The organism is Kitasatospora sp. NPDC086801 (assembly GCF_044745805.1).
Classification (GTDB): Bacteria; Actinomycetota; Actinomycetes; order Streptomycetales; family Streptomycetaceae; genus Kitasatospora.
On record NZ_JBIVAX010000013.1, the window covers coordinates 140,249 to 164,332 of the forward strand.

Here is a 24,084-nt window from a genome sequence, read left to right on the forward strand (position 1 = left end):
CAGCTTGACGGAATTTGCCAACCCTATGCATCGCGTGCACCAGCCATTGACCAGAGCATGACGCCGTGTGAGGGTTCCGGCACCCGAGCGCGGACGGCCCGCACGGCCGTCCCCCAGACACGGCCCTGCGGTGGGCCACCAGCCCTGCCGTCCGCGGTCGAGGACCCCCACATGCGAGGAGCCTCGATGCAACGCAGAGTTTCCACAGGACGGTTGCTGACCACGGCGACCACCCTGACCGTGCTGGCCGGCATGATCGCCGCCACGGCCGGGCCGGCCACCGCCGCGCCCACCCCCTCTCCCGCACCACCCAGCGCCCTTGCGGCAGCCGTCAACGCCGCCGACGCGGCCGCGGCCGCCGGCCTGGACGCACTGGCCAAGGGCCCCGGCGAGACCTACGAGCGCCGGGCCGTCACCCCCTGGCTCGGCGGCCTCTACTCCGTCGCGTACGACCGCAGCTACCGCGGCCTGCCGGTGGTCGGTGGCGACGCCGTGGTGCTCGCCGACGGCCAGGGCAAGGTCCGCGGCCTCCAGTCGGCCGCCACCGGGCCGGTCGGCGGCTCGATAACCCCGCAGGTCAGCGCGGCGAACGCGGAGAAGACCGCGCGCACCAAGCTGGCCACGGTGGACTCGGTGGCCGAGCGCCGCCTGGTCGTCCGGGTCAAGGACGGTGCGAGCCGGCTCGCCTGGGAGACCGTCCTCAAGGGCCGTACCGAGAGCGCGCCGAGCACGTTGCACGTCTTCGTGGACGCCGCCAGCGGCGAGGTGATCGACAGCTACGACGATGTCCGCGCCGGCACCATCAACAGCAAGTGGAACGGCCCCGGCCCGCTGACCATCAGCACCACCAACTCCGGCGGCTCGTACTCACTGCGCGACCCGAACCGGCCCGGCCTGACCTGCTCCGACTACAGCACCGGCCAGGTGTTCAGCAAGTCCTCCGACTCCTGGGGCACCGGCAACCCCTCCAGCAAGGAGACCGGCTGCGGCGACGCCATGTGGGCGGCCCAGAAGGAATGGGACATGCTCCGCGACTGGCTCGGTCGCAACGGCCACAACGGCAACGGCGGCAGCTGGCCGGTCAAGGTCGGCCTCAACGACGTCAACGCCTACTGGGACGGCAGCTCCGTCTCCATCGGCCACAACCAGAACAACGAGTGGATCGCCGCCCAGGACGTCGTCGGCCACGAGTTCGGCCACGGCATCGACCAGTACACCCCCGGCGGCGCCAACAACGAGAACGGCCTGGGCGAGGGCACCGGCGACATCTTCGGCGCGCTCACCAAGGAGTACGTCAACCAGCCCGCGCCCTACGACTACCCCGACTACCAGGTCGGCCGGCAGGTCAACCTGGTCGGCCAGGGGCCGATCCGCAACCTGTACCAGCCCTCACTGGTCAACAACGACCCGAACTGCTACTCCTCCTCCATCCCCAGCACCGAGGTGCACGCGGCGGCCGGCCCGCTGAACCACTGGTTCTACCTCCTGTCGATGGGCTCCAACCCGGGCGGCGGCAAGCCGTCCAGCCCCACCTGCAACAGCTCCTCGGTCACCGGCATCGGCGTCAAGCAGGCCGGCCAGGTCTTCTACGGCGGCATGCTGCTCAAGACCAGCGGCATGACCTACAAGCGGTACCGCACCACCACCCTGACCGCCGCCAAGAACCTCGACCCGACCTGCAACTACTTCAACCGGACCAAGGCCGCCTGGGACGCGATCAGCGTGCCCGCGCAGAGCGGCGACCCGACCTGCACCCCGTCCGGCAACAACGACTTCTCGCTCGCGCTCGGCCCGGCCTCCGGCTCGGTCCAGCCCGGCGCCTCGACCACGGCTACGGTCTCCACCGCCGTCACCTCGGGCACCGCGCAGACCGTCAACCTGACCGCCTCGGGCGCCCCGACCGGGGTCACCGCGACGCTCAGCCCCTCCTCCGTGCAGACGGGTTCGTCCGCGACGCTGACCCTGTCGGCCTCCTCGGGCGCCCCGGCCGGGACGTACGTGATCACCGTCACCGGCACCGCCGGCGCGGCCAGCCACACCGCCCAGTACACCCTGACCGTCGGCGGCGGGGGCACCCCCGGCGGGCCCGCGCCCGACATCGACGTCGCCAAGGTCCAGGCCCACCTGACCCAGCTGAACACCATCGCCAGCCAGAACGGCGGCAACCGCCGGGCCGGCAGCGCCGGGCACAGCCAGTCCGTGGCGTACATCAAGGGCAAGCTGCAGGCCGCCGGCTACACCGTGACCGAGCAGACCTGCACCTCCTGCACCTACCAGTCCAACAACCTGATCGCCGACTGGCCCGGCGGCCCCGCCGACCAGGTCACCATGTTCGGCGCCCACCTGGACAGCGTCTCGGCCGGCCCCGGCATCAACGACAACGGCTCCGGCTCGGCCACCCTGCTGGAGAACGCCCTCGTCCTCGCCCAGCAGAACCCCACCCTGACCCGGCACGTCCGGTTCGCCTGGTGGACCGGTGAGGAGCAGGGCCTCCAGGGCTCGCAGTCCTACGTCGGCCAGCTCAGCTCCACCCAGCGCTCCGCGATCAAGTCCTACTACAACTTCGACATGGTCGGCTCGCCCAACGCCGGCTACTTCATCAACAACATCACCTCCTCCGCCGCCGCGCCGATGAAGGCCTACTGGGACTCCCTCAACCTCCAGCCGGAGGAGAACGTCGAGGGCCAGGGCCGCTCGGACGACTACTCCTTCCAGCAGGCCGGCATCCCCACCTCCGGCTACGCGGCCGGCGCCGACGCCGTCAAGACCTCCGGCCAGGCGACCAAGTGGGGCGGCAGCGCGGGCCGTTCGTACGACTCCTGCTACCACCAGTCCTGCGACACCACCAGCAACATCGACCCGACCGCGCTGAACCGCAGCGCCGACGGCGTGGCCTACACCATCTGGAAGACCTCCGTCGGCGGCACCACCCCCGCCAACGACTTCTCCCTCGCGGTGAACCCGGCCACCGCCACCGTCAACCCCGGCGACTCGGCCACCGCGACGGTCTCCACCGCCACCACCTCCGGCTCCGCCCAGACGGTCAACCTGACCGCCTCCGGCGCCCCGGCGGGCGTGACGGTCTCCTTCAGCCCGTCCTCGGTGCAGTCCGGCGCCTCGGCCTCGCTGACCATCGCGACCGCCGCGAACACGGCGGCCGGCACCTACAGCATCACGCTCACCGGCACCGGCACCGCCACCCACAGCACCAGCTTCTCGCTGGTCGTGGGCAACGGCCCGACCAACCCCGGCGGCACCTGGACGCCCGGCACCACCTACCAGGCGGGCGACGTCGTGACCTACAACGGGGTCAGCTACCGCTGCCTCCAGGGCCACACCGCCCAGGTCGGCTGGGAGCCGCCGATCGTCCCCGCCCTGTGGCAGGCCGTGTGACCCGTAGGGCACCCGCCTGACACCCCGCAAGCCGCTGCGCCGCGGTCCGTCGAGGGGGACGGATCGCGGCGCAGCCACGTGCTCGGCCACTGGACGCGACCGCGCCGCCACCCGACTGACGTACAGTCAACGCCGGGCGGACCGTTCGCCCACGACGGCCGACCCGAGGAGACTCCTGGTGACCACGGACACCCGCCCCGTACCGGAGCTGGCCGCCGAGGCCGTCGAGCAGTGGCGCAGCGAGGAGGCCGACCTCGTCGACCTGCTCGCCCGGGCGCAGCGCGGCGTCGGCGGCATCGCCGCCTTCCGACTCGGCCCCACACCCACCGTGCTGGTCACCGACCCGGCCGCCGTGCAGCACGTGCTCGGCCGCCACCCCGACCGCTACGTCAAGCGCTCGCACCGCGCGCGGATGCTGGTCGGTGACGGCGTGCTCTCCGCCACCGGAGACGCCTGGAAGCGCCAACGGCGGCTGCTGCAGTCCCAGTTCACCGGCACCGGGATGCGCCGCTACGAGCAGCGGATCGCCGCTGCCGCCCGCCGGACGGCCGACCGCTGGGAGGGGTACGCGCGCACCGGCGAGACCTTCGACCTCGGCGAGGAGATGCGCGGATTCGCCCTCGACACCGCCTGGCGGGCCCTCACCGGGCTACCGATGGACGACCGCACGGACCATGAACTCCGCTCCGTGGAACGGGTGGTGGCGGCCATGCCGACCCTGCCCACGGACGCCGGGGACGCCCGGGACGCCGTCGCCGCCGACCTCGCCCGGATCGACGCCGTCGCGCTGGCCGCCATCGACGCGGCGCGCTCGGCGACCGACGCCGAGGAGCCCGGCGTGCTGCGGGTCCTGCTCGACGCCGCCACCCAATACCCCGAGTACACCGACCGGTTGATCCGCGACGAACTCGTCACCCTGCTCGTCGCCGGGCACGAGACCACCGCCACCACCCTCACCTGGCTCTTCCTCCTCCTCGACCGCCACCCCGAGGCGCGCGGCGCGGACCCGCAGGCCCTGGTCAGCGAGACCCTGCGGCTGTACCCCGCCGCCTGGCTGCTCCCCCGGCACGCCGTCGAGGACGACGTGATCGACGGCCACCGCATCGCCGCCGGCACCGACGTCCTGGTCTGCCCCTACCTCACCCACCGCGACCCGGCCCTGTGGCCCGACCCCGAGCGCTTCGACCCCACCCGCTTCACCGCCGCCGGCACCCGCCCCGGCCAGCTCGGCGCCTACCTCCCGTTCGGCCTCGGCGCCCGCGCCTGCCTCGGCACCCAGTTCGCCCTCCGCGAGACCACCGCGCTGCTCGAACTCCTGCTGCCCGCCCACACCGTGCGGTTCCGCTCCGTCCCGACCGGATCCGCCTACAGCATCACCGTGCGACCCGACGGGCCGACGCCGGCGGTGCTGCGCTGACCGATCCCGGTCGCGGTCCCGGTCGCCGGCGGGAGGAAGTCGTCGGCCAGTTCCTCGCCAGCGAGGGCGGCGTCGACGCGGGCGTCGATGTGCGCGTGGGTGACCGGGCAGTCCAGCGGGCGGTCGCGGTGGCAGTCGAGCATGTGGGTCAGGACGGCCGCGGCGCGCTCCAGACGGCGGGCGCGGGCCGTCATCTCGTCCCGCTGCGCCGCCAGCAGCGCCTTGCGTTCCGCCGCCTGCTCGCTCGCCATCACGGCGGCCGTCCCGGCGAGCGGGATCATGCCGTCCACGTGCCAGAGCTGGACCAGGGCGAGGCGTTCCAGGGCCGCCCGGTCGCGGTAGCGCACCCGGCCCCGCCCTCACCGCCGCCCTCCACACCGCCACCGGCTCCTGGACGCCCCCGCTGCTCGCCCTGATCGGCCTGCTCCTGACCGGCTCCGTCCTCAGCCTGCGCGCGGGCCACGACGCCCGCCCGTGACCGGCGTGGCTCCGCACCGGTGACCGCGCCACCCCTCGATACTCCGGTAAGCCCCGTACGAGAGGACACCGATGGAATTCCTGGTCGACATGGTTACCACCGTCCCGGACGGAACCACCGAGGACGCGGTCGCCGACATCCGGGCCCGCGAGGCCCAGCGGTCGCGCGAACTCGCCGCCCAGGGCACCCTGTTGCGGCTCTGGCGCCCGCCGCTCGCCCCCGGCGAATGGCGCACCTGGGGCCTGTTCAGCGCCCCCGACGAGACGCGGCTCGAACAGGCGCTCGCCTCCATGCCCCTGCGGGTGTGGCGGCGGGACACCGTCACCCCGCTCTCCCCGCACCCCAACGACCCCGGCACGGGAGGCGCCCGATGAGCGACGAAGCCGTGCTGCGCGGCGTCCTCAACCGCTGGAAGGCCGCCGTCGACGCCCACGAACCAGAGCAGGCAGCCGACTGCTTCACCGAGGACGCGATCTTCCAGGGCCTCCACCCGTACACCGTCGGGCGGGCCGGCATCAGTGCCTACTACGCCTCCCAGCCCCCCGGCATGACGGCCGACTACCGCATCCTGGAGTCCCGGCGGCTCACCCCGACCCTCCTCCTCGGCTACCACAGCGTCGACTTCGCCTTCCCCGACCGCCCCACCCTCACCGTCAACCTCGGCGTCCTGCTGCGCCGGGCGGCCGACGGCTGGTCCATCGCCCACTACCAGGTCTCGCTGCTGCCCTGAACTGCGCCGACACATCCCATCGCCGCGATCCGTCGCACACCACGTCGTGAACCCGGCCCGCCGAGCACCCAGCTCGGCGGGTTGACGGGGGAGGTGGCCCCGGGGGACATCGGACGTTGCCCTGGCGTACCTTCCGCCGGAGGTACGGGGTCGAACAGACTGGGAGGGAATGTCGCCGATCCCTCGAAGGGGCCTTTCCTGTGCGTGCCCATGACCCCGGCAGAGCGCCTGCCGCCGACCGACGACCGGGCCGTAGCAGTCGGCCGATGACTCCCGCCCGGCGCCCGTCCGGCGCCGGGGTCGTGACTCCTGCGGCGCTCACCGCCATGCAACGGGCCGTGGGCAACGCCGCGGTGGGCCGGATGCTGGAGCAGGAACAGGAACAGGAGCAGCACGAGCACGCCGCGGCCGACGTACAGCGCTCCGCCGTCCACGAGGTACTGCGGAGCCCCGGCACGCCCTTGGCCGACGGGCTCCGGAGCGAGATGGAGTCCCGGCTCGGCGCGGACTTCTCCGACGTCCGTCTCCACACCGGCGCGACCGCCCGGGAGTCGGCGGCCGGGATCGGCGCCCGAGCGTACACCTCGGGCAGCCACATCGTGCTCGGCTCCGGAGGGGGCGACAAGCACACGCTCGCGCACGAGTTGACCCACGTCATCCAGCAGCGCAGCGGCCCCGTCGCGGGCACCGACAACGGGAGCGGGCTACGGGTCAGCGACCCCTCGGACCGCTTCGAGCGCGAGGCCGAGGCGAACGCCTCCCGGGTGCTGTCCCGGCCGCTCGCCCGGGAGTCCGCAGCGGAGCACGCGGCCCACGCGCACGGCACGCAGGCCGGCGAGCCCTCGGTGCAGCGGCGCCCCACGGCGAAGCCCGCCGAGGAGGAGGGCGACCACACCCACGTCGACGCCGACTATCCGGGCTTGCGGCTCATCCTGGACCAGAAGCTGACCGACGAGCACTACGAGAAGATCTACCAGCTCGCGGGCACCGAGGAACGCGTGATCTTCGACGAGGACGGCAGCTACGGGTACATCAAGGTCGACGACGACCTGGAGACCTACTACAAGCTCGTCAACATGGAGATCGGCCCCGAGCAGGCCCAGGCGGACCTGAGCGGCCACGTCAACCGGCAGCGGGACTCCAGCTTCCACGTCCGGGCCGGCGCCGGGACCTTCCAGGGCGCGCAGATCGACCAGTTGCAGGACTTCGCCGCGCAGGGCGTGCGTACCGGCCAACTGGTCGAAGTGAGCGTCGCGTTGCTGCAGCAGGCCAGCGGTCGTGCGCAGACGGTGGCGGGCGGGCTCGACGAGAAGCGGCTCAGTGCCGCCGTCACCGGCATGAAGAACAGCGCCGCACTCGAACCGATCAAGATCCGGGTCGACGGGGGCGGCATCAGCATCCAGGACGGGAACCACCGCCTGGGCGCGGCCGTTCAGCTGGGCGCCGCGTACGCGCCCTGCAAGATCGTCTGACCGCCCGTTCCGCTGCCGACCTCGCTGGTGATCCCGGCGAGGTCGGCAGCGGTGGCGTCTCAGTGGCGGTGGTGGTTGTCGGGTTGGGCCGGATCGCCCGGGTGTTCCAATCCCTCGACGAGGGTGAGGCGTCGGGCGCGTTCACGGTCGAGCCAGCGGACGAAGGTGGCGCGGCGGGCGGCCTCGGCGAGGTCCGCGGTGGGGTCGTGCGCCGGGGTGACGGTGTGGGTGGAGCGGAGCGCGGCCCTCCACGGGCCGGCGGTGACCCAGGTGCCGGGCGGAGCCTCGCGGAGGGCTTCGGCGAGGGCGGTCGGGAGGGTGTCGGGGTCGGCGTCGAGTTCGCCGTCGGGAAGGGCGAGGTGCCAGACGGCCGACGGCGGGCGGGCGGTCAGGGTGCGGTAGTGGGCGATGTCGGCGGCCGAGGGTTCGACGTCGGCGGTGACGGAGGCGTAGACGGCGCGCACGGCGGGGCTGCCTTCGTAGGCGGCGGCGGTGATGGAACCGAGTTCGACGGCGGCCTGCTGGTCCAGGCGGGCCGGGCCGGTGGACCGCACGGGCAGGTCGCGCTCGGCGGCGACCGCCTCGCACAGGGCCTCGGTCAGCAGCACCTGGGCGACCCAGCGGGTGAGCTGGCGGTCCTCCGAACTGCCGGGCTGGGGCAGGGCGGTGGAGCGCGGGCCGGTGCGGAGGGCGGCGAGGCGGCGGTCGAGGGCGGTGCGCGGGAGGGGCTTTCCGTCGAGCAGACCGAGGGTCACGCCTCCACCTCCAGGGCGACGGTCGGGGCGTACTGGCAGCGGCCGAACCACATGACCTTGGCCAGCGCCCAGTACGCGCCGGGGTCGGTGGATTCGGGGGCGGCGATCTCGAAGGCCACGGTCGAGGACGATCCGGCCGGGACGGTGAAGCCGCGGACCGGGTCGGCGATGGCCTCCCAGGTGCCCCAGGGGGAGACGAGTTGCAGTTCGCCGCGGATCTCGCCGCGGGTGCGGTTGGTGAGCGTCAGGCCGAGGGTGGTGCGGCCGCCGGGGGTGACGCGCAGGGTCTCGGCGGAGACGGCGACGTCCAGGCCGGTGTCGCGGCCGGTGGTGGCCTTGGTGCCCTGGGCGATCGTCCAGTCCTCGGGGGCGTCGCCGGGGACGGGCAGCAGGTTGGGGAGGTCGCCGACGGCGATGGTCACGACGTCCTCGATCTCCTGGCCGTCGTGCACGATCCGGACGGCGGCGAAGTGCAGGCCGGGCAGCACCCCGGCGGGCGGGGTGAGGGTGACCGGGAAGCGCAGGTGGCCGCCGGGCTCCAGCCGGTAGGGGCGGCTGCCGAGGCTGGTCTGCCAGCCCTCGGGCGGCAGGACGACGGCCGTGCCCTCGACCGCCGCGTCCCGCAGCTGCGAGGACAGGGCGACGGAGAGTTCGACCGCCTCCCCGCCCGTCCGCAGCAGGCCGGGCGAGGCCCCGACGGAGACCGGCAGGTAGCCGAGCGGCGCCGGGCCCCGGTTGTGCAGCCAGTAGCGGGCGTGGACGGGCTGCGCGGGTTCGGCGACCGGGCCGAGGACCGGGCCACCGGGTTCGGCGGCGACGCCGGGGGCGGCGAGCAGGGTGGCGATCTGCGAGCCGGCGAGGTCGAGGCGTTCGACGGCCTCGCCGAGGGGGCGTTCCAGCAGGTCTGCGGGCCGCAGCCGGCTCAGCCCGAGTGCGCCGCCGAGTTCCGCCGTACGCCCGAGGCCGGTCGACTCGACCAGCCGGACGGCGAGTTCGCGCCCGACTGCCACTGCCGAGCCGTGCGCGATGGGGTTGCCGGCGGGCTTGAGCGCGCCGAGCAGGACCTCGCGCTGCGGTTCGACCCGCAGCCAGGAGAGGGTGGCCGGCAGCGGGCCGTCCTGCGCCGGCGCGATCCGCGCGTAGAGCGGGTGGTTGAACTCCTGGCCCTGGGCGGGCAGGGTCTGACTCCGCCAGTCGCCCGGGCCGCCGACCAGTGCGTAGCTGAACTCGTGTGTCCAGTGCTGGAGTTGGAAGGAGGCGCCGTCGGGCAGGGTGCGCCGGGGCGGGTCGATCCAGACGCCGGAGGGCCAGCCGGTGCAGGAGCGCATCAGGGACAGGTGCAGGGCTCCGGTGGTGTCGACCGCGAAGCCGGGCAGGCCGAAGCTGAGCAAGGCGATGGTGTGGTCGGCGAGTTGGTCCACGACGTCGGACGGGCAGACGGCGGTGATCCGGGCGTCGGCGAGGTCGGCGACCAGCGCGGCGGCGTCCGCGACGACCAGGGCGGGCAGCGCCCGCAGGTCCCGCAGGTCGGCGCCGGGCTGCCAGACCTCGGCGAGCGGGGTGAGTGCGGGCACCCACACCGCGCCGTGCGTCTTGAGGACGCTCGCGTACTCCTCGCCGGCCCGCTCGATCAACTCCCGGGCGGCGTCGTTCTCTTCCGGCCCGCCGAGGACGATCCGGAAGTCGGGCAGGTTGGAGTCGACGTCCAGCCAGCCGTACCGGGCCCAGTCGGCGCCGGAGGTGGTGGCGGTGACGCCGACCCGGGCGAGGGCGACCACCAGCGGGCGGGCGTCGGCGGCGTCGTCCAGGCTCGGCACGACCACCTCGGCGACGCCCAACGCTCGCTCCCCCAGCGGCGATCCGACCGGATCGGACAGCACCGCGCGCGCGGTGGCGCCGAGGCCGAACCAGGTGTTGGCCGGGTTGTCCAAGGTCCACGGCGCCTCGGCGGAGTCGACGTCGGGCAGGGCGAAGCCGCGCCCGACGACGGCGCCGGCGACCTCGCTGACCGGCAGCGCACCGGGCAGGTCGACGGGGAAGCGCAGCCGCAGCAGCCGGTCGGCGCCGGAGTAGTCGACGACCCGAGTGCGGCAGTCGACCCGGTCGAGGCCGCGCCACAGGGTGACGGTCTGCTCGTAGCGGATCCCGTCGACGGTGCCGCCGATCACCAGCCGCTCGCCGAGCGGGCCGGTCTCGCGGCGCACGTCGGCCGGGGCCGTGCCGGAGCCGCGCACCGGTCCGCTGGGCACCAGGTGCCAGGGGCCCTCGCCGAAGTCGGGGTGCTGCGGGTACTCCTCGTAGACCCGCAGTTCGTTGCCGATCCGGCCGCCCTGGATCAACTCCCGGTCATGCAGCAGGTCGTGGACGGAGGACAGGCCGCCGCCGCGGATCGGGTCGGCGGTCACCCGGTAGCGGTCGTTGGTGATCGCCACCCCCTCGGCCGCCGTCCAGGGCTCCTCCGCGGAGCCCTCCACCAGCCGCCAGGTGCGCCAGCCGAGCGCGGGGACGTCGGCGGCGAGGAAGCGCAGCGTCCCCCGGTCGACGGTGCTCGGCACGGGCTCGCCCCGGTCGTCGAGCACCCGTACCGCCCCGGTCTGCGGGGGAAGTTGGACGACGACCAGATCGGTGCGGTCGAAGGAGAGCGTGTTGGTGACGACCACGGCCGAGCCCGCGGCCACGGCCGAATCGACGCCGGCGGTGGAACCGACGCCGGCGGTGGAGATCCGCGCGGTCAGCGCGTCCAGCGCCTCGTCCCGGACGGCGGCCGCGAGGTCGTGCGCCTCGCGCCAGCCGCCGAGCAGGTCGAGGTAGACCTGGTCGGACTCGGAGCCGGTGATGGCGTCGTGGTGGGCGCCGTAGGCGAGTTGGCGCCAGACCTTGTCGAGGGCGGCGGTGGGGTACTGCCCGAGGCCGTGGACGGCGGCGAGGGTGGCGAGCTTCTCGGCGTCGGCGGCGGCGACCTCACCGGCCCGTTGGGCCTGCTTGGTGTCGATGTACGAGACGTCCTTGCCGGTGTAGACCGGGTTCATGTCGCGGGTCTGCGGGCTGGGCCGGCGGCCGGTGGCGGCGAGCTCGGCCCGGACGGCGTCGAGGAAGTCGCGCGGGGTGGCGCAGACGAAGCGCGGCCAGAGGTACTTGGCGGCCCAGGAGCGGTGGATCTCGGTGACCCACTTGTTGGGCGGGGTGTAGTCGGTGCCGACCGGCAGCAGCAGGTTCCTGGTCGCGCCGACGGGCTTGAGCTTGCGGTACAGCTCGTAGACGGCCTGTTCGGCGGTGGCGAGGTCCGGGGAGGAGTCCATCCACCAGCCGGCCGAGTAGTGGTGCGGCATGTAGTGGGTGAGCACGCCCTCGCCCGAGGGGGCGATCCACTCGAACTCGCTCGGGAACTGCATCACCCGGGCGTCGTCCTTGCCCTCGCGGAAGTTCTTCTGGATCGGGCCCCACTGGTGGAACGGGCCGCGGGCCCAGGCGCTGCCGGTGAGGCCGGCCGCGGCGAGGTGGCCGGGGAACTGCGGGTCGTGCCCGAACACGTCGAGCTGCCAGGCTGTTTGTGGGTCGCCGCCGAGGATGTCGCGCTGGTAGCCGATGCCGTAGACGAGGTTGCGGATGGTGGTCTCGGCGCCGGTCAGGTTGGTGTTGGGCTCGTTGTAGGTGCCGCCGACGAGTTCGACCTGGCCGCGCTCCAGCAGCGTGCGCAGGGTCTCGCGGCGCTCGGGGTGCTGGTCGAAGTACGGCTTGAGGTAGTCGACTTCGGCGAGGACGAACTTGTACACCTGGTCCCGCAGCGCGAGGTCCATGTGCGCGTCGACGAGCGCGAAGCCGTTGCGCTCCCAGAGCGGCCGGGTGGTGGCGTCGGCGGAGAGCAGTTCCCAGGGGGAGGTGTAGGCGGCCTGGGTGTTCCACCAGACCGGGTCGTAGTGGAAGTGCGAGACCAGGAACATCGTCCAGCCGGGTTCGGCGACCTCCACCAGGGCGTCCACGGAGGCGCCCTCCGCCTCGACGGTGACGGGGAGTTCGGTGCCCGGCTCGGGGGCGCCGGTGAGCTCCAACGGGACTTCGACCAGCCCTGTGCCGGTCGCCTCGCCGCGCACGCCCGGACCGCTGACGGTGATCCGGGCGGCCGGGCCGTCGAGGGTGACCCGCAGTAGTTGGCGCGGGGCTTCCTCGGGACCGGTGAAGAGGTCGGTGTTCTCGACGGCGGTGATGGTGACCGGCACGGGGAGGGTCCTTTCGGTGTCGGTGCGGGGGCCCAGGGCTTGTCGGAGTCGCCCGGCTACTGGCCCCAGGCCTCGAATTCGTAGATGCGGGCGGCCGGGTCGGTGTTCTGGGTGGGCTTGGTGACGACCAGCCGAACGTAGCGGGCGGTGGTGGTCACCGGGTGGGTGGTGGTGCCCGCGGTGTTGCCGGTGACGTTGGCGACCGTCGTCCAGGGGTCGGCGGTGTTCGAGCGAGTCTGGATCGAGAAGTCGCGGGTGTTGTAGGACGCGCTCTCGCCGCCCGCGCCCGCGTGCTTGACCACGAACTTGGACAGCTTCTTGGCCGAACCGAGGTCCACCTCAAGCCACTTGGAGCTGTTCAGGCTGCACCACTTGTCGCCGGTGCCGCCGTTGACGCTGCCGTTGACGGCCTTCGCCGGGCCCTCGTTGGCGTTGCACTGGCCGGAGGCGGTGGCCGGGCGGTTCAGCGCCAGGTCGGTGCCGGTCGCGGGCGGCGTACCCGTCCAGCCGACGGTGGTGGAGGCGGCGGTGGAGCGGCCGTAGGTGGTGGAGACGGCCTCGACGTCGAGGGTGGTGGCGTCCTCGGTGCCGACCCGGTCGAGCCGCCCGACGTAGTACGCGTCGTTGGGGGTCGCGCCGAGGAAGGTCCGGCTGCCGTCGGCGTTGCGCCGGTACACCTCGTAGTGGTGGACGCCGCCGCCGGGCGCGGCCGTCCAGGAGAGCCGCAGCGACTGGCTGGACCCCGCCGTCACGTCGCTCGCGCCGAGGACGGTGAGGCCGCCGGGCGCCGCCGGGGTGCCCACCTCGCCGTCGTGGACGGAGATCTGGCCGATCCGCACGTCGTAGGCGGGGTCGGAGCCATCTGCCTGGAGGGCGAGCTGGGCGATGGTGCGGCCCGCGTACGGGGCGAGGTCGAGGGTGTGCCGCTCCCAGCCGGTGCCGGAGTTGGCGCCGACGTCGATCGTGGTGAAGCTGTTCGGCGCGTCGGTGAAGGAGACTGCGGCCTTGAGCTTGGTGGGCCCGGCGGCCGGGGTCTTGACCACCAGGTCCAGCTTGGTGTCGGCGGCGACCGGCAGTTTGGTCTCGTACAGCCGCACGGTGTTGGTGGCGTCCAGGGTGCCGGTGAGGCGCAGCGAGGAGCCGCCCTGGTAGGCGTCGGCGAAGTCGACGGACGGGGTGAGCCTGCTGCCGCTGGAGTCGACCATCCACCGGTAGGTCGGCGGGACGTCCTGGAGGGACAGGTTGTTCCAGCCGCCGGTGGCGACCCGGGTGCCGGCGGAGTTGTAGAAGTCCCCTTGCCCGGTGTTGAAGTTGGTGACGAAGGGCTTGGCGGTGATCGGCGAGGACTCGGCGACGTAGCCGGCCAGGCCGGGCCAGGTGTCGGAGGGGTTGACCTTGGACGGGTCGTTGTTGGCGCCGACCCAGTAGCGGGCGTCCTTGGCGTAGAAGTCGGCCCGGTCGGTGGCGGACTTCCAGGTCCACTCGGGCCGGTAGAGGCCGATCGAGGTGGTGTGCGGTTGGCCGGCCGGGAAGAGGGAGTTCCAGTCGACACTGGTGTTGTAGCCGTTGGCCTCGGTGTCGATGCCGGAGTAGAGGTCGTACTCGCTGCGGCCGAGTTGCCGGGCCAGCGCGCGGGAGGAGTTCAGGCCGGACTGGCTCCAGTTGAAGTTCAGGAACATCGAATCCGAGGTGCGCTTCGAACCATCTTGCAGGAACGGCGAGTTGGCGGAGGTGAGGGCGTTCTGCCAGTTGACCGAGCCGGAGGTGGTCATGGCGTCGTACCACATGAACTCGGTGCCGCTCTTCGCCTTGCTGTACTGCATGAGGTTGCGCAGTTCGCCGGCGAGGGCCGAATCCCCGCCGCCGGTCTCCTGGTTGATGAACCAGCCGTCGAAGCCGTAGTACTGGGCGGCCTGGGCGAGCTTGTCGGCGACGGGGTAGCTGTTGCCGGACTTCTGGACGAAGTCGCGGACCCACTGGAGCTGGCCGCCGTAGGCGGCGGGCGGGAAGAAGACGGTGCCGTACACCTTGACGCCGTTGCGGTGGGCGGCGTCGATGACGGTCGGGTTGGGGGCGAGGATCAGGCCCTCGCCGGCCGAGCCGCCCCAGAAGACCAGCTTGTCGACGTACTGCCAGTAGCCGAAGGCGTAGTAGTTGGGGTCGGCGGACCCTTGGGAGGGGTTGTTGGAGGTGGGCCCGAAGGAGACCAGGGAGGCGATCTTCCCTTCGCCGGTGCGGGCGTTGGGGTTGGCCTTGAGGGCGGGGTCGCTGGTGCGCGGCTGGAGCGGGACGCGGGAGCGGTTGAAGCGGGCGTCCGGGTCGGTGGCCGGGTCCCAGTTGAGGATGGTGGAGGGGTACCAGTACGAGGCGTAGGGCTGGGCGCCGGAGGCGCCGGGGGTGCCGGCGGCCGGGGCGGTGGGCGTCCGCGGCTCGGCGTGGGCGGCGGGGGCGGCGCCCAGCGCGGCGGCCGCGAGGGCGGCGCTGAGCAGCAGGGGTATCCGTCGTGACATGCGGTGGCTCCGATCGAGCGGAGGTGGGTGGGGGCGGCCCGTCGGCGCGGACGGGCCGGGTGCATGTGGGCGTGGCGGTGCGCAAAGTGGGGGCGACGTCGTCGCCGCTGCGGCCGGCCGCAACGGCGGGCCTGCGGAAGGGGGGTGGGCCTGGGGGCGCGCCGGGCGGGGGCCGCTCGGCGCAGCGAACCTAAACCGGTTCAGGACCGCTGTCAACGACTCGCGCAGCAACCACCCCGTCGAGCGATCCGGCCCCCGGCGGCGAGGTGGACTCGCGCACGGTCAGCCGGGGTGTGGGCATCTGCAGGTCGCGCCCGGACCCGGCCTCGTCGAGGGCCGCCAGCAGGCTGCGGGCGACCTGCTCACCGAGCGCGAAGGTGTCCCGGCTGAGCGCGGTCAGCGGCGGGTGGACGATCCGGGCCAGCACCGAGTCGTCGAAGGAGACGATGGACAGTTCGCCGGGCACCGCGACGCCCATCTCCCCGGCCACGCCGAGCCCGGCGACGGCCATCACGTCGCTGTCGTAGACGATCGCGGTGGGCCGCCGGGGCCGGGAGAGCAGGGTGCGGGTGGCGGCGGCGCCCTCGGCGTCGCTGAAGTCGGTGGGCACCGACACGGCCTCCTCCAGCCCGAGCCGGCGGGAGGCGTCGCGCAGCGCGCGGATCCGCCGCTGGGTGTGCTGGAAGTGCGGCAGCCCGGCCAGGTGGGCGATCCGGCGGTGCCCGATGGCGGCCAGGTAGTCGACGATGGAGAGCATCGCCTCCCGGTCGTCGGCCCAGATCCGCAGCGGCCCGCCGCCCTTGCCGGGCCCGCCCAGGACCACGGCGGGCAGGCCGAGTTCGTCCAGCACCGGCAGCCGCGGGTCGCGGACCTGGAGGTCGACGACGATGAAGCCGTCGACCCGGTGCTCGGAGGCCCAACGGCGGTAGACCCCGATCTCGGCGGCGGTGTCCTCGACCACCATCAGGTGCAGCGCGACGGAGCTCGCCGAGAGCACCGCCTGGAGGCCGGACAGCAGTTGGCTGAAGAACGGCTCGACGCCGATGGTGCGGGCCGGGCGGGCGATCACCAGCCCGACGGCGTCGGCCCTGGCTCCGCCGAGGGCCCGCGCGGCGCTGTGCGGGCGCCAGTTCATCTCCTCGGCGACCCGCAGGATCCGGGCCCTGGTCGCCTCGCTCACCCCGGGGCGGCCGTTGAGCGCGAAGGACACCGCGCCCTTGGAGACACCGGCCTGGCGCGCGATGTCGGCGATCGTCGGTCTGGCCACAGAACCCGACTCCTCTCTTGACATCCAAGTTTAGGCGGGAGCATAGTCCCTGACATAGCTAGACCGGTTTAGTAAGTCAGGTTCTGGAACTCGGCACCACCCCCGTGACCCAAAACCACCCCCCGAGCTCGACACGATCCCCCACCCACCCCCAGGACCGGGAGACCCTCATGCGAAGAATCTGGGCGGCACTGACCACGACGGCGTTCACCGCGGCCGCGCTCACCGGCTGCGGACTCGGCTCCAGCGACAGCAAGAACAGCGACAGCGTGGCGAGTGCGGCCGCCACCGGCGAGGTCAAGGGCAAGGTCTCGATCCAGACCTGGGCGCTCAAGCCGAAGTTCACCGACTACATGCAGGGCGTGCTGGACGGCTTCAAGAAGAAGTACCCCGGCGTCGAGGTCGAGTGGCTCGACCAGCCCGGCGAGGGCTACTCCGACAAGGTGCTGAGCCAGGCCGCGGCCGGCGGCCTGCCCGACGTGGTCAACCTCCCGCCGGACTTCGCCTTCCCGCTGGCCAAGAAGGACCTCCTGCTGGACGTCGCCAAGGCCGACCCCAAGCTCGCCGACGAGTACGTCGCGGGCGGCGTCGAGGCCTACAGCTACACCGGCATGAACGGCACCTTCGGCTACCCGTGGTACCTCAACACCGATGTGAACTACTGGAATGCGGAACTCCTCAGCAAGAACGGCCTGGACCCGAAGAAGCTCCCCACCAGCCTGGACGAGCTGATCGCCCAGTCCCGGGTGATGAAGGAGAAGTCCGGCGGCCAGACCTACCTGATGAGCCGCAAGCCGGGCCTCGGCGACCTCTACAACGCCGGCGTGAAGCTCATGTCCGACGACGGCAAGTCCTTCACCTTCAACACCCCCGAGGCCGCCGCGCTGCTCGACAAGTACCGCGACGCGTTCAAGGAGGGCCTGCTGCCCAAGGACGTGCTGACCAACACCTACGTCGGCAACTCCAAGCTCTTCAACGCGGGCACCGCGGCCTGGACCACCGGCGGCGGCAACTTCATCACCAGCCTCGCCACCGACAACCCGACGATCGCCCCGAAGATGGTCTCCTCGGCCACGATGGGCGTCCCGCCGCTGTACGTGCAGGGCCTGGCCATCCCGAAGAACACCAAGAACCCGGCCGCCGCCGTCGCCCTCGCCCGCTGGGTCACCAGCCCGGAGAACCAGGCCGCGTTCTCCCGCCTGACCAGCGTCTTCCCGTCCACCAAGGCCTCCGCGAACGACCCGTTCTTCAGCAAGAGCGACGGCACCAACGCCGGCGACGCCAAGGTGATCGCCTTCGACTCGCTCGCCAAGGCCAAGCTGACCCAGCCCGTCCAGTACGACGACGCGATGAGCACCATCGTCAACCAGCAGATCGCGCTGGCCATCAGCGGCGACGCCGGCTCCAAGCAGGCGCTGGACTCCGCCGTCGCGCAGTGCAACAAGCTGCTCCAGGGCTGACGGCCACCGCCACCCCGACCGTACCGGCCATGCGGCGGGCCCCCGCCCGCCGCACCCGGGAATGACCCGCACCACCCCCAGGAAGGCAACGGCATGACCCACCGGCGTTGGTTCACCCCCTGGCTGCTCGCCGGGCCCGCGATACTCTGGCTGGCCGTCTTCAACCTCTGGCCGGCCGTCAACACGGTGATCCTGTCCTTCACCAACGCCAAACCCCTGGGCGGCGGGCAGTTCACCGGCCTGGAGAACTACGGGCGCCTGCTCGACGACGAACAGCTCGCCGACGCCCTGCTCAACAGCATCGTCTTCATGCTGGTCTGCCTCCCCCTGCTGACCGTCCTGCCGCTGCTGCTCGCCCTGCTCGTCCAGCGCAAGATCCCCGGCATCACCTTCTTCCGCACCGCCTTCTACACCCCGGTCATCGCCTCCGCCGTCGTGGTGGCGCTGATCTGGGGCTGGGTGCTGGACGACCGCGGCCTGGTCAACGGCCTGCTCCAGCAGAGCGGGCTGACCGACTCCCCGGTCTCCTTCCTCACCGACCGCTGGCTGCTGCTGTTCAGCGCGATCGCCCTGACCGTCTGGAAGGGCTTCGGCTACTACATGGTCATCTACCTGTCCGCCCTCGCCAACGTCCCGCGCGAACTGCACGAGGCCGCGGCCGTCGACGGCGCCAGCCCGATCCGCCGGTTCTGGCACGTCACCCTGCCCGGGGTACGGCCGACCATGATGCTGATCTCCGTCCTCATCTCGGTCAGCGCGCTGCGCGTCTTCTCCGAGCTGTACGTGCTCTCCCACGGCCAGGGCGGCCCGGGCGGGCGGGACATGTCGGTGGTGATGCTGATCCAGATGTACAGCCGCGGCTTCAACGGCCACCTCGGCTACGCCTCCGCGCTCAGCCTGATGCTGTTCGTCATCACCCTCGGCCCGATGCTGCTGCTGATGCGCCTGAACCGGAAGGCGGCCTGAAGCCCATGACCTCCCCCCGTTCGAAGGCCGCCCGCCGTGCTCAAGATTCCCGGGGCTCCCGGGGTTTCAACACCCCCTCCCCCGCCCAGACCGCCGCCCGCTACCTGCTCCTGCTGCTCGTCCTGCTGCTGGTGCTCGGGCCGTTCCTGTGGCAGCTCTCCACCTCCCTCAAGGGCCCCAACGAGGACGTCTACACCAGCACCCCGAGCTTCATCCCCGAACAGCTGACCTTCGGCAACTACGGCAAGGTCGCCGACACCATCCCGGTCTGGACCTACGCCCTCAACTCGCTGATCGTCGCCGCCGTCTGCATCACCGGCAACGTGGTCGGCTGCACCCTGGCCGGCTACGCGCTCGCCCGGCTGCGCTTCCGCGGCGCCAAGCTCGTCCTCGGCCTCTTCCTCGCCACCCTGGTGCTCCCCGGCGAGGTCACCATCGTCTCCCAGTACGTGCTGGTGCGCGGCCTCGGCCTGGCCGACAGCCTGGCCGGCGTCGCCCTGCCCGGCGCGATCGCCATGCTCAACGTGCTGCTGATGCGCACCGCCTTCGCCGCCGTCCCGATCGAACTCGACCAGGCCGCCCTGGTCGACGGCGCCACCGTGTGGCAGCGGCTCTGGCACATCGGCCTGCCCAACGTGCGCGGCATGCTCAGCGTGATCGTCATCTTCACCTTCATCGGCGCCTGGGACGACTTCCTCTGGCCGCTGATCGTGCTCAACGACCCGCAGAAGTACACCCTCACCGTCGGACTCCAGTACCTCAACGGCACCTTCTCCGCCAACCCGCGACTGATCGCGGCCGGCACCATGATCGCCTTCCTGCCGATCGTCGTGGTGTTCGGCGTCTGCCAGCGCTTCTTCTTCAAGGGCGTCGAGGAGGGAGCCGTCAAGGGTTAGGCCCTGTCCGACCGAAGACGTGTCCGACGATCCCTGACCCCACCGCCCGTTCGCCCCGCACCCGTTGAGGAATCACCCGCCCATGAGCACCCCCGCACCGCAGCGCCCCCGCTTCGGCGTCAACTACACGCCCACCGCCGGCTGGTTCCACCACTGGCTCGACTTCGACCTCGACGCCGTCCGCGCCGACCTCGACTCCATCGCCTCGCTCGGCCTGGACCACGTCCGGGTCTTCCCGCTCTGGCCGCTGTTCCAGCCCAACCGCACCCTGATCCGCCCGCGCGCCGTCGAGCAGCTGGCGGCCCTGGTGGACGCGGCCGGCGAACGCGGCCTGGACGTCGCGGTGGACGGCCTCCAGGGCCACCTGTCGAGCTTCGACTTCCTGCCCTCCTGGACCCAGACCTGGCACCGGCGGAACATCTTCACCGACCCCGAGGTCCTCGACGGCCAGGCCGCCTACCTTCGCACCCTCGCCGAGGCGCTGCACGAGCGGCCCAACTTCCTCGGCATGACGCTCGGCAACGAGATCAACCAGTTCTCCGGCGAACCGCACCCCGACCCCGACCGGATCACCCCCGCGCAGGCCGACGCCTGGCTGCGCCGGATGCTCGACGCCTGCGAGCAGGGCGCGCCCGGCCGGCTGCACCTGCACGCCTCCTACGACGCCGCCTGGTACCAGGACGAGCACCCGTTCACCCCCTGGCACTCGGCCCGGATCGGCGCCGCCACCGCCGTGCACTCCTGGGTGTTCAACGGCACCGCCCAGCGCTACGGCGCCCACTCCACCGCCACCGCGCAGCACGCCGCCTACCTGGTCGAGCTCTCCAAGGCCTGGGCCGACGACCCGGCCCGCCCGGTCTGGCTCCAGGAGGTCGGCGCCCCCGCCCCGCACATCACCGCCGAGGACGCCGCCCGGTTCACCGGCGCCACCGTCGAGGCCGTGCTGGACTGCCCGGACGTGTGGGGCGTCACCTGGTGGTGCTCGCACGACGTGGACCGCTCGCTGGCCGACTTCCCCGAGCTGGAGTACAGCCTCGGCCTGCTCACCACCGACCGCACGGTCAAACCGGCCGGCGCCCGGCTGGCCGAGGCCGCCGCCGAGGCCCGCCGCTCCTGGCAGCCGCCCAAGCCGCGCACCACCGCCGTGGTGGTGGCCACCGGGGACGAGGTGACCGCGCCCAAGCGCTCGGTCTGCGGGCCCGGCGGCGCCGTCTACGAGGCGTTCATGCGCCTCGCCGAGGCGGGCGCCCGCCCGACCACCGTCCTCGCCGAGCACGCCGAGGACCGGGCCCACCTGGCCGCGCGCGGGATCACCGAGGTGGTCCACCCGGACGACGTACGTTCTCTCTGACCCCTGTTGTTCCGCCCTCAGTCACGCAACGGAGCCCGCTGACATGCACGATGACCGCACGCTGGTCGAGTCCCGCCTCAAGCGCGTCCTGGACGAGCGCATCCGCCCGGCCGTCTACCCCGAGTCCGTCCCGCTGGAGATCGGTGTCTGGACGGCGCCCGGCGAGCCCGTCCCGGTCGCCGAGGGCCTGGCCGCGCCGCGCACCCCGATCGCGGTCGGCGACGCCTGGGGCGCACCGTGGGGCACCAGCTGGATCACCGTCACCGGCACCGTGCCGCAGGCCTGGGCCGGGCGGACGGTCGAGGCCCTGATCGACCTCGGCTTCGACGCCAACATGCCCGGCTTCCAGTGCGAGGGCCTGGTCTACCGCCCGGACGGCACCCCGGTGAAGGGCCTCAACCCGCAGAACCAGTGGGTGCGCATCGCCGCCCCCGCGGTCGGCGGCGAGCAGGTGCTGCTGCACGTCGAGGCGGCCTCCAACCCGGTCATCCTGGACTACCACCCCTTCCTGCCCACCGAGTTGGGCGACAAGGAGACCGCCGGCGACCAGCCGCAGTACAAGCTGACCCGGATGGACCTCGCCGTCTTCGACGAGACGGTGTGGCAGCTGGTGATCGACCTGGAGGTGCTCGGCGAACTGATGGCCGAGCTGCCGGTGGACGGCGCCCGCCGCTGGGACGTCCTGCGCGCGGTCGAGCGGGCGCTCGACGCGGTCGACCTCCAGGACGTCAACGGTACGGCGGCCGCCGCCCGTTCGGAGCTCGCCGGGGTGCTGGCCGCGCCCGCCGTGCCGTCCGCGCACCGGATCAGCGCGATCGGCCACGCGCACATCGACTCGGCCTGGCTCTGGCCGCTGCGCGAGACCGTCCGCAAGGTGGCGCGCACCACCGCCAACATGACCGCGCTGCTGGAGGACGAGCCCGACTTCCTCTACACCATGTCCCAGGCGCAGCAGTTCGCCTGGATCAAGGAGCACCGCCCCGAGGTGTACGCCCGGGTGCAGAAGGCCGTGGCGGAGGGCCGCTTCGTCCCGGCCGGCGGCATGTGGGTCGAGTCCGACACCAACATGCCCAGCTCGGAGGCGATGGCCCGGCAGTTCGTCCACGGCAAGCGGTTCTTCCTCGACGAGTTCGGGGTGGAGAACCACGAGGCGTGGCTGCCCGACACCTTCGGCTTCACCGGCGGACTGCCGCAGATCATCCGCAACGCGGGCTCCAAGTGGCTGCTGACGCAGAAGATCTCGTGGAGCCAGATCAACAAGTTCCCGCACCACACCTTCCTCTGGGAGGGCATCGACGGGACCAGGATCTTCACCCACTTCCCGCCCGTGGACACCTACAACTGCTCCATGAAGGGCAGCGAGATCGCCCACGCGGCACGGAACTTCAAGGACAAGGGAGTGGCCCGGCACTCGCTCGCCCCGACCGGCTGGGGTGACGGCGGCGGCGGCACCACGCGCGAGATGGTCGCCAAGGCGGGCCGGATGAAGGACCTGGAGGGCTCGGCCACCGTCCGTTGGGAGAAGCCCGCCGAGTTCTTCGCCAAGGCCGAGGCCGAGTACCCGAACCCGCCGGTCTGGGTCGGCGAGCTCTACCTGGAGCTGCACCGGGCCACCCTGACCAGCCAGGCGAAGACCAAGCAGGGCAACCGGCGCAGTGAGAACCTGCTGCGCGAGGCCGAACTCTGGTGCGCCACCGCGTCGTTGCGCACCGGCGCGGCCTACCCGTACGAGCAGCTGGACCGGATCTGGAAGACCGTCCTGCTGCACCAGTTCCACGACATCCTGCCCGGCTCCTCCATCGCCTGGGTGCACCGCGAGGCCGAGGCGACGTACGCGGCGCTGGCCGCGGAGCTGGATTCGCTGATCGACGGCGCCCAGCAGGCCCTCGCCGGGGACGCCTCCGGCGGGCGCGAGCTGGTGTTCAACTCGGCGCCGCACCCGCGCTCGGCCGTCCCGGCCGGCGGGGCCGCCCCGGCCGTGCTCGGCTCGGGCGCCTGCGAGGTCATCGAGCGGCCCGAGGGCGGCTTCCTGCTGCGCAACGGGCTGCTGGACGTGGTCGTGGACGCCGACGGCCTGGTGGCGTCGGTGGTCGAGGTGGCGAACGGCCGGGAGACCGTCGCCCCCGGCGCCCGGGCCAACCTGCTCCAGCTGCACCCGGACTTCCCCAACATGTGGGACGCCTGGGACGTCGACCAGTTCTACCGCAACACCGTCACCGACCTGACCGCCGTGGACGCGCTGACGGCACTCTCCGCTCCCGACCAGGCCGCCGTCCGGGTGGCGCGCTCCTTCGGCTCGTCCACCGTCGTCCAGACGCTCACCCTGCGGGCGGGCGAGCAGCGGCTCGACATCGACACCGAGGTCGACTGGCACGAGACCGAGAAGTTCCTCAAGGCCGCGTTCCCGCTGGACGTGCACACCGAGCGGTACGCCGCCGAGACCCAGTTCGGCCACCTCTACCGGCCCACCCACACCAACACCAGCTGGGACGCCGCCAAGTTCGAGGCCTGCAACCACCGCTTCGTCCACCTCGACGAGCCCGGCTGGGGCGTCGCCCTCGTCACCGCCTCCACCTACGGCCACGACGTCACCCGTGCCGTGCGCGACACCGACGGCGGCACCACCACCACGGTCCGCTTCTCGCTGCTGCGCGCGCCCCGCTTCCCCGACCCGAAGACCGACCAGGGCCTGCACCGCTTCCGGCACGCCCTCGTCCCGGGCGCGGCGATCGGCGACGCCGTCCGCGAGGGCTACCGGATCGGCCTGCCCGAGCGGCACGTCACCGGCAGCGCCGAGCAGGTCGCGCCGCTGGTGCAGCTGGACAACGACGCGCTGGTGGTCAGTGCGGTCAAGCTCGCCGACGACCGCAGTGGCGACCTGATCGTCCGCGTCTACGAGGCCGGCGGCGGCCGCGCCCGAGGGCGGCTCACCACCTCCTACCCGCTGGCCGGCGCCGTCCCCTGCGACCTGCTGGAGCGGCCCTGGGACGGCACCCGCGGCGAGGTGGCCGTGGAGGACGGCGGGGTGCGGCTGGCGCTGCGGCCGTTCGAGCTGGTCACGCTGCGCCTGAGCGCGGCCGGCTGAACACGGCCGACTCAGCACGGCCGACTCAGCACGGCCGTCTGAGCATGGCCGGCTGAGCACGGTCTGCTGAGCACAGCCGACTGAGCA

15 protein-coding genes are annotated in these 24,084 nt (G+C 72.4%); 10 read left to right on the forward strand and 5 right to left on the reverse strand.

Annotated elements, in window-relative coordinates:
• Positions 1–186: 186 nt before the first annotated feature.
• Positions 187–3,393 (forward strand): M28 family peptidase, encoded by a 3,207-nt coding sequence (locus ACIPLC_RS17290; protein ID WP_400473819.1) that lies wholly within the window; start codon positions 187–189, stop codon positions 3,391–3,393.
• A gap of 178 nt (positions 3,394–3,571) precedes the next feature.
• Positions 3,572–4,810: a cytochrome P450 gene (locus tag ACIPLC_RS17295; RefSeq protein WP_400473820.1), complete on the forward strand. Its 1,239-nt coding sequence runs from the start codon at positions 3,572–3,574 to the stop codon at positions 4,808–4,810.
• Here ACIPLC_RS17295 and ACIPLC_RS17300 read toward each other — a convergent pair.
• On the reverse strand, positions 4,759–5,157 hold the full coding sequence (locus ACIPLC_RS17300) for a hypothetical protein (protein WP_400473821.1): 399 nt from the start codon (positions 5,155–5,157) through the stop codon (positions 4,759–4,761). The genes ACIPLC_RS17295 and ACIPLC_RS17300 overlap by 52 nt on opposite strands.
• A gap of 202 nt (positions 5,158–5,359) precedes the next feature.
• Here ACIPLC_RS17300 and ACIPLC_RS17305 point away from each other — a divergent pair, with 202 nt between their 5' ends.
• The 3 genes from ACIPLC_RS17305 (at position 5,360) to ACIPLC_RS17315 (ending at position 7,490) form a co-directional block, all read left to right on the forward strand.
• Positions 5,360–5,662 carry a muconolactone Delta-isomerase family protein gene (locus ACIPLC_RS17305; RefSeq protein ID WP_400473822.1) on the forward strand — a complete coding sequence of 101 codons (303 nt, stop codon included), beginning with the start codon at positions 5,360–5,362 and terminating at the stop codon, positions 5,660–5,662.
• Positions 5,659–6,018, forward strand: a complete 360-nt coding sequence (locus tag ACIPLC_RS17310) for a YybH family protein (protein ID WP_400473823.1) — start codon at positions 5,659–5,661, stop codon at positions 6,016–6,018. Before ACIPLC_RS17305 ends, ACIPLC_RS17310 begins: the two co-directional genes overlap by 4 nt.
• A 266-nt stretch (positions 6,019–6,284) precedes the next feature.
• Positions 6,285–7,490, forward strand: coding sequence for a DUF4157 domain-containing protein (locus ACIPLC_RS17315; RefSeq protein ID WP_400473824.1), 1,206 nt, complete (start codon positions 6,285–6,287; stop codon positions 7,488–7,490).
• A 59-nt stretch (positions 7,491–7,549) separates the two neighbouring features.
• Here ACIPLC_RS17315 and ACIPLC_RS17320 read toward each other — a convergent pair whose 3' ends face one another.
• The 4 genes from ACIPLC_RS17320 to ACIPLC_RS17335 all read right to left on the reverse strand — a co-directional run bounded on the left by ACIPLC_RS17320 (position 7,550) and on the right by ACIPLC_RS17335 (position 16,239).
• Entirely contained in the window at positions 7,550–8,245 is a 696-nt protein-coding gene (locus ACIPLC_RS17320) for a hypothetical protein (RefSeq protein WP_400473825.1), read from the reverse strand.
• Entirely contained in the window at positions 8,242–12,462 is a 4,221-nt protein-coding gene (locus tag ACIPLC_RS17325; protein WP_400473826.1) for an NEW3 domain-containing protein, read from the reverse strand. Before ACIPLC_RS17325 ends, ACIPLC_RS17320 begins: the two co-directional genes overlap by 4 nt.
• Positions 12,463–12,518: 56 nt before the next feature.
• On the reverse strand, positions 12,519–14,972 hold the full coding sequence (locus ACIPLC_RS17330) for a discoidin domain-containing protein (RefSeq protein WP_400473827.1): 2,454 nt from the start codon (positions 14,970–14,972) through the stop codon (positions 12,519–12,521).
• A 190-nt stretch (positions 14,973–15,162) separates the two neighbouring features.
• A complete protein-coding gene (locus ACIPLC_RS17335) occupies positions 15,163–16,239 on the reverse strand; it encodes a LacI family DNA-binding transcriptional regulator (RefSeq protein WP_400473828.1) in 1,077 nt (358 codons plus the stop codon).
• 170 nt (positions 16,240–16,409) lie between these two features.
• Between ACIPLC_RS17335 and ACIPLC_RS17340 the strand changes: the two genes are divergently transcribed.
• From ACIPLC_RS17340 to ACIPLC_RS17360, 5 genes are all read left to right on the forward strand, one after another.
• Complete coding sequence (locus tag ACIPLC_RS17340; protein ID WP_400473829.1) at positions 16,410–17,699, forward strand: ABC transporter substrate-binding protein; 1,290 nt, start codon at positions 16,410–16,412, stop codon at positions 17,697–17,699.
• A 93-nt stretch (positions 17,700–17,792) separates the two neighbouring features.
• Positions 17,793–18,665 (forward strand): carbohydrate ABC transporter permease, encoded by an 873-nt coding sequence (locus ACIPLC_RS17345; RefSeq protein WP_400473830.1) that lies wholly within the window; start codon positions 17,793–17,795, stop codon positions 18,663–18,665.
• A 5-nt stretch (positions 18,666–18,670) separates the two neighbouring features.
• On the forward strand, positions 18,671–19,561 hold the full coding sequence (locus ACIPLC_RS17350; protein WP_400473831.1) for a carbohydrate ABC transporter permease: 891 nt from the start codon (positions 18,671–18,673) through the stop codon (positions 19,559–19,561).
• Positions 19,562–19,643: 82 nt separating this feature from the next.
• Positions 19,644–20,912: a glycosyl hydrolase gene (locus ACIPLC_RS17355; RefSeq protein ID WP_400473832.1), complete on the forward strand. Its 1,269-nt coding sequence runs from the start codon at positions 19,644–19,646 to the stop codon at positions 20,910–20,912.
• 43 nt (positions 20,913–20,955) lie between these two features.
• Positions 20,956–23,997 carry an alpha-mannosidase gene (locus tag ACIPLC_RS17360; protein ID WP_400473833.1) on the forward strand — a complete coding sequence of 1,014 codons (3,042 nt, stop codon included), beginning with the start codon at positions 20,956–20,958 and terminating at the stop codon, positions 23,995–23,997.
• Positions 23,998–24,084: the final 87 nt, after the last annotated feature.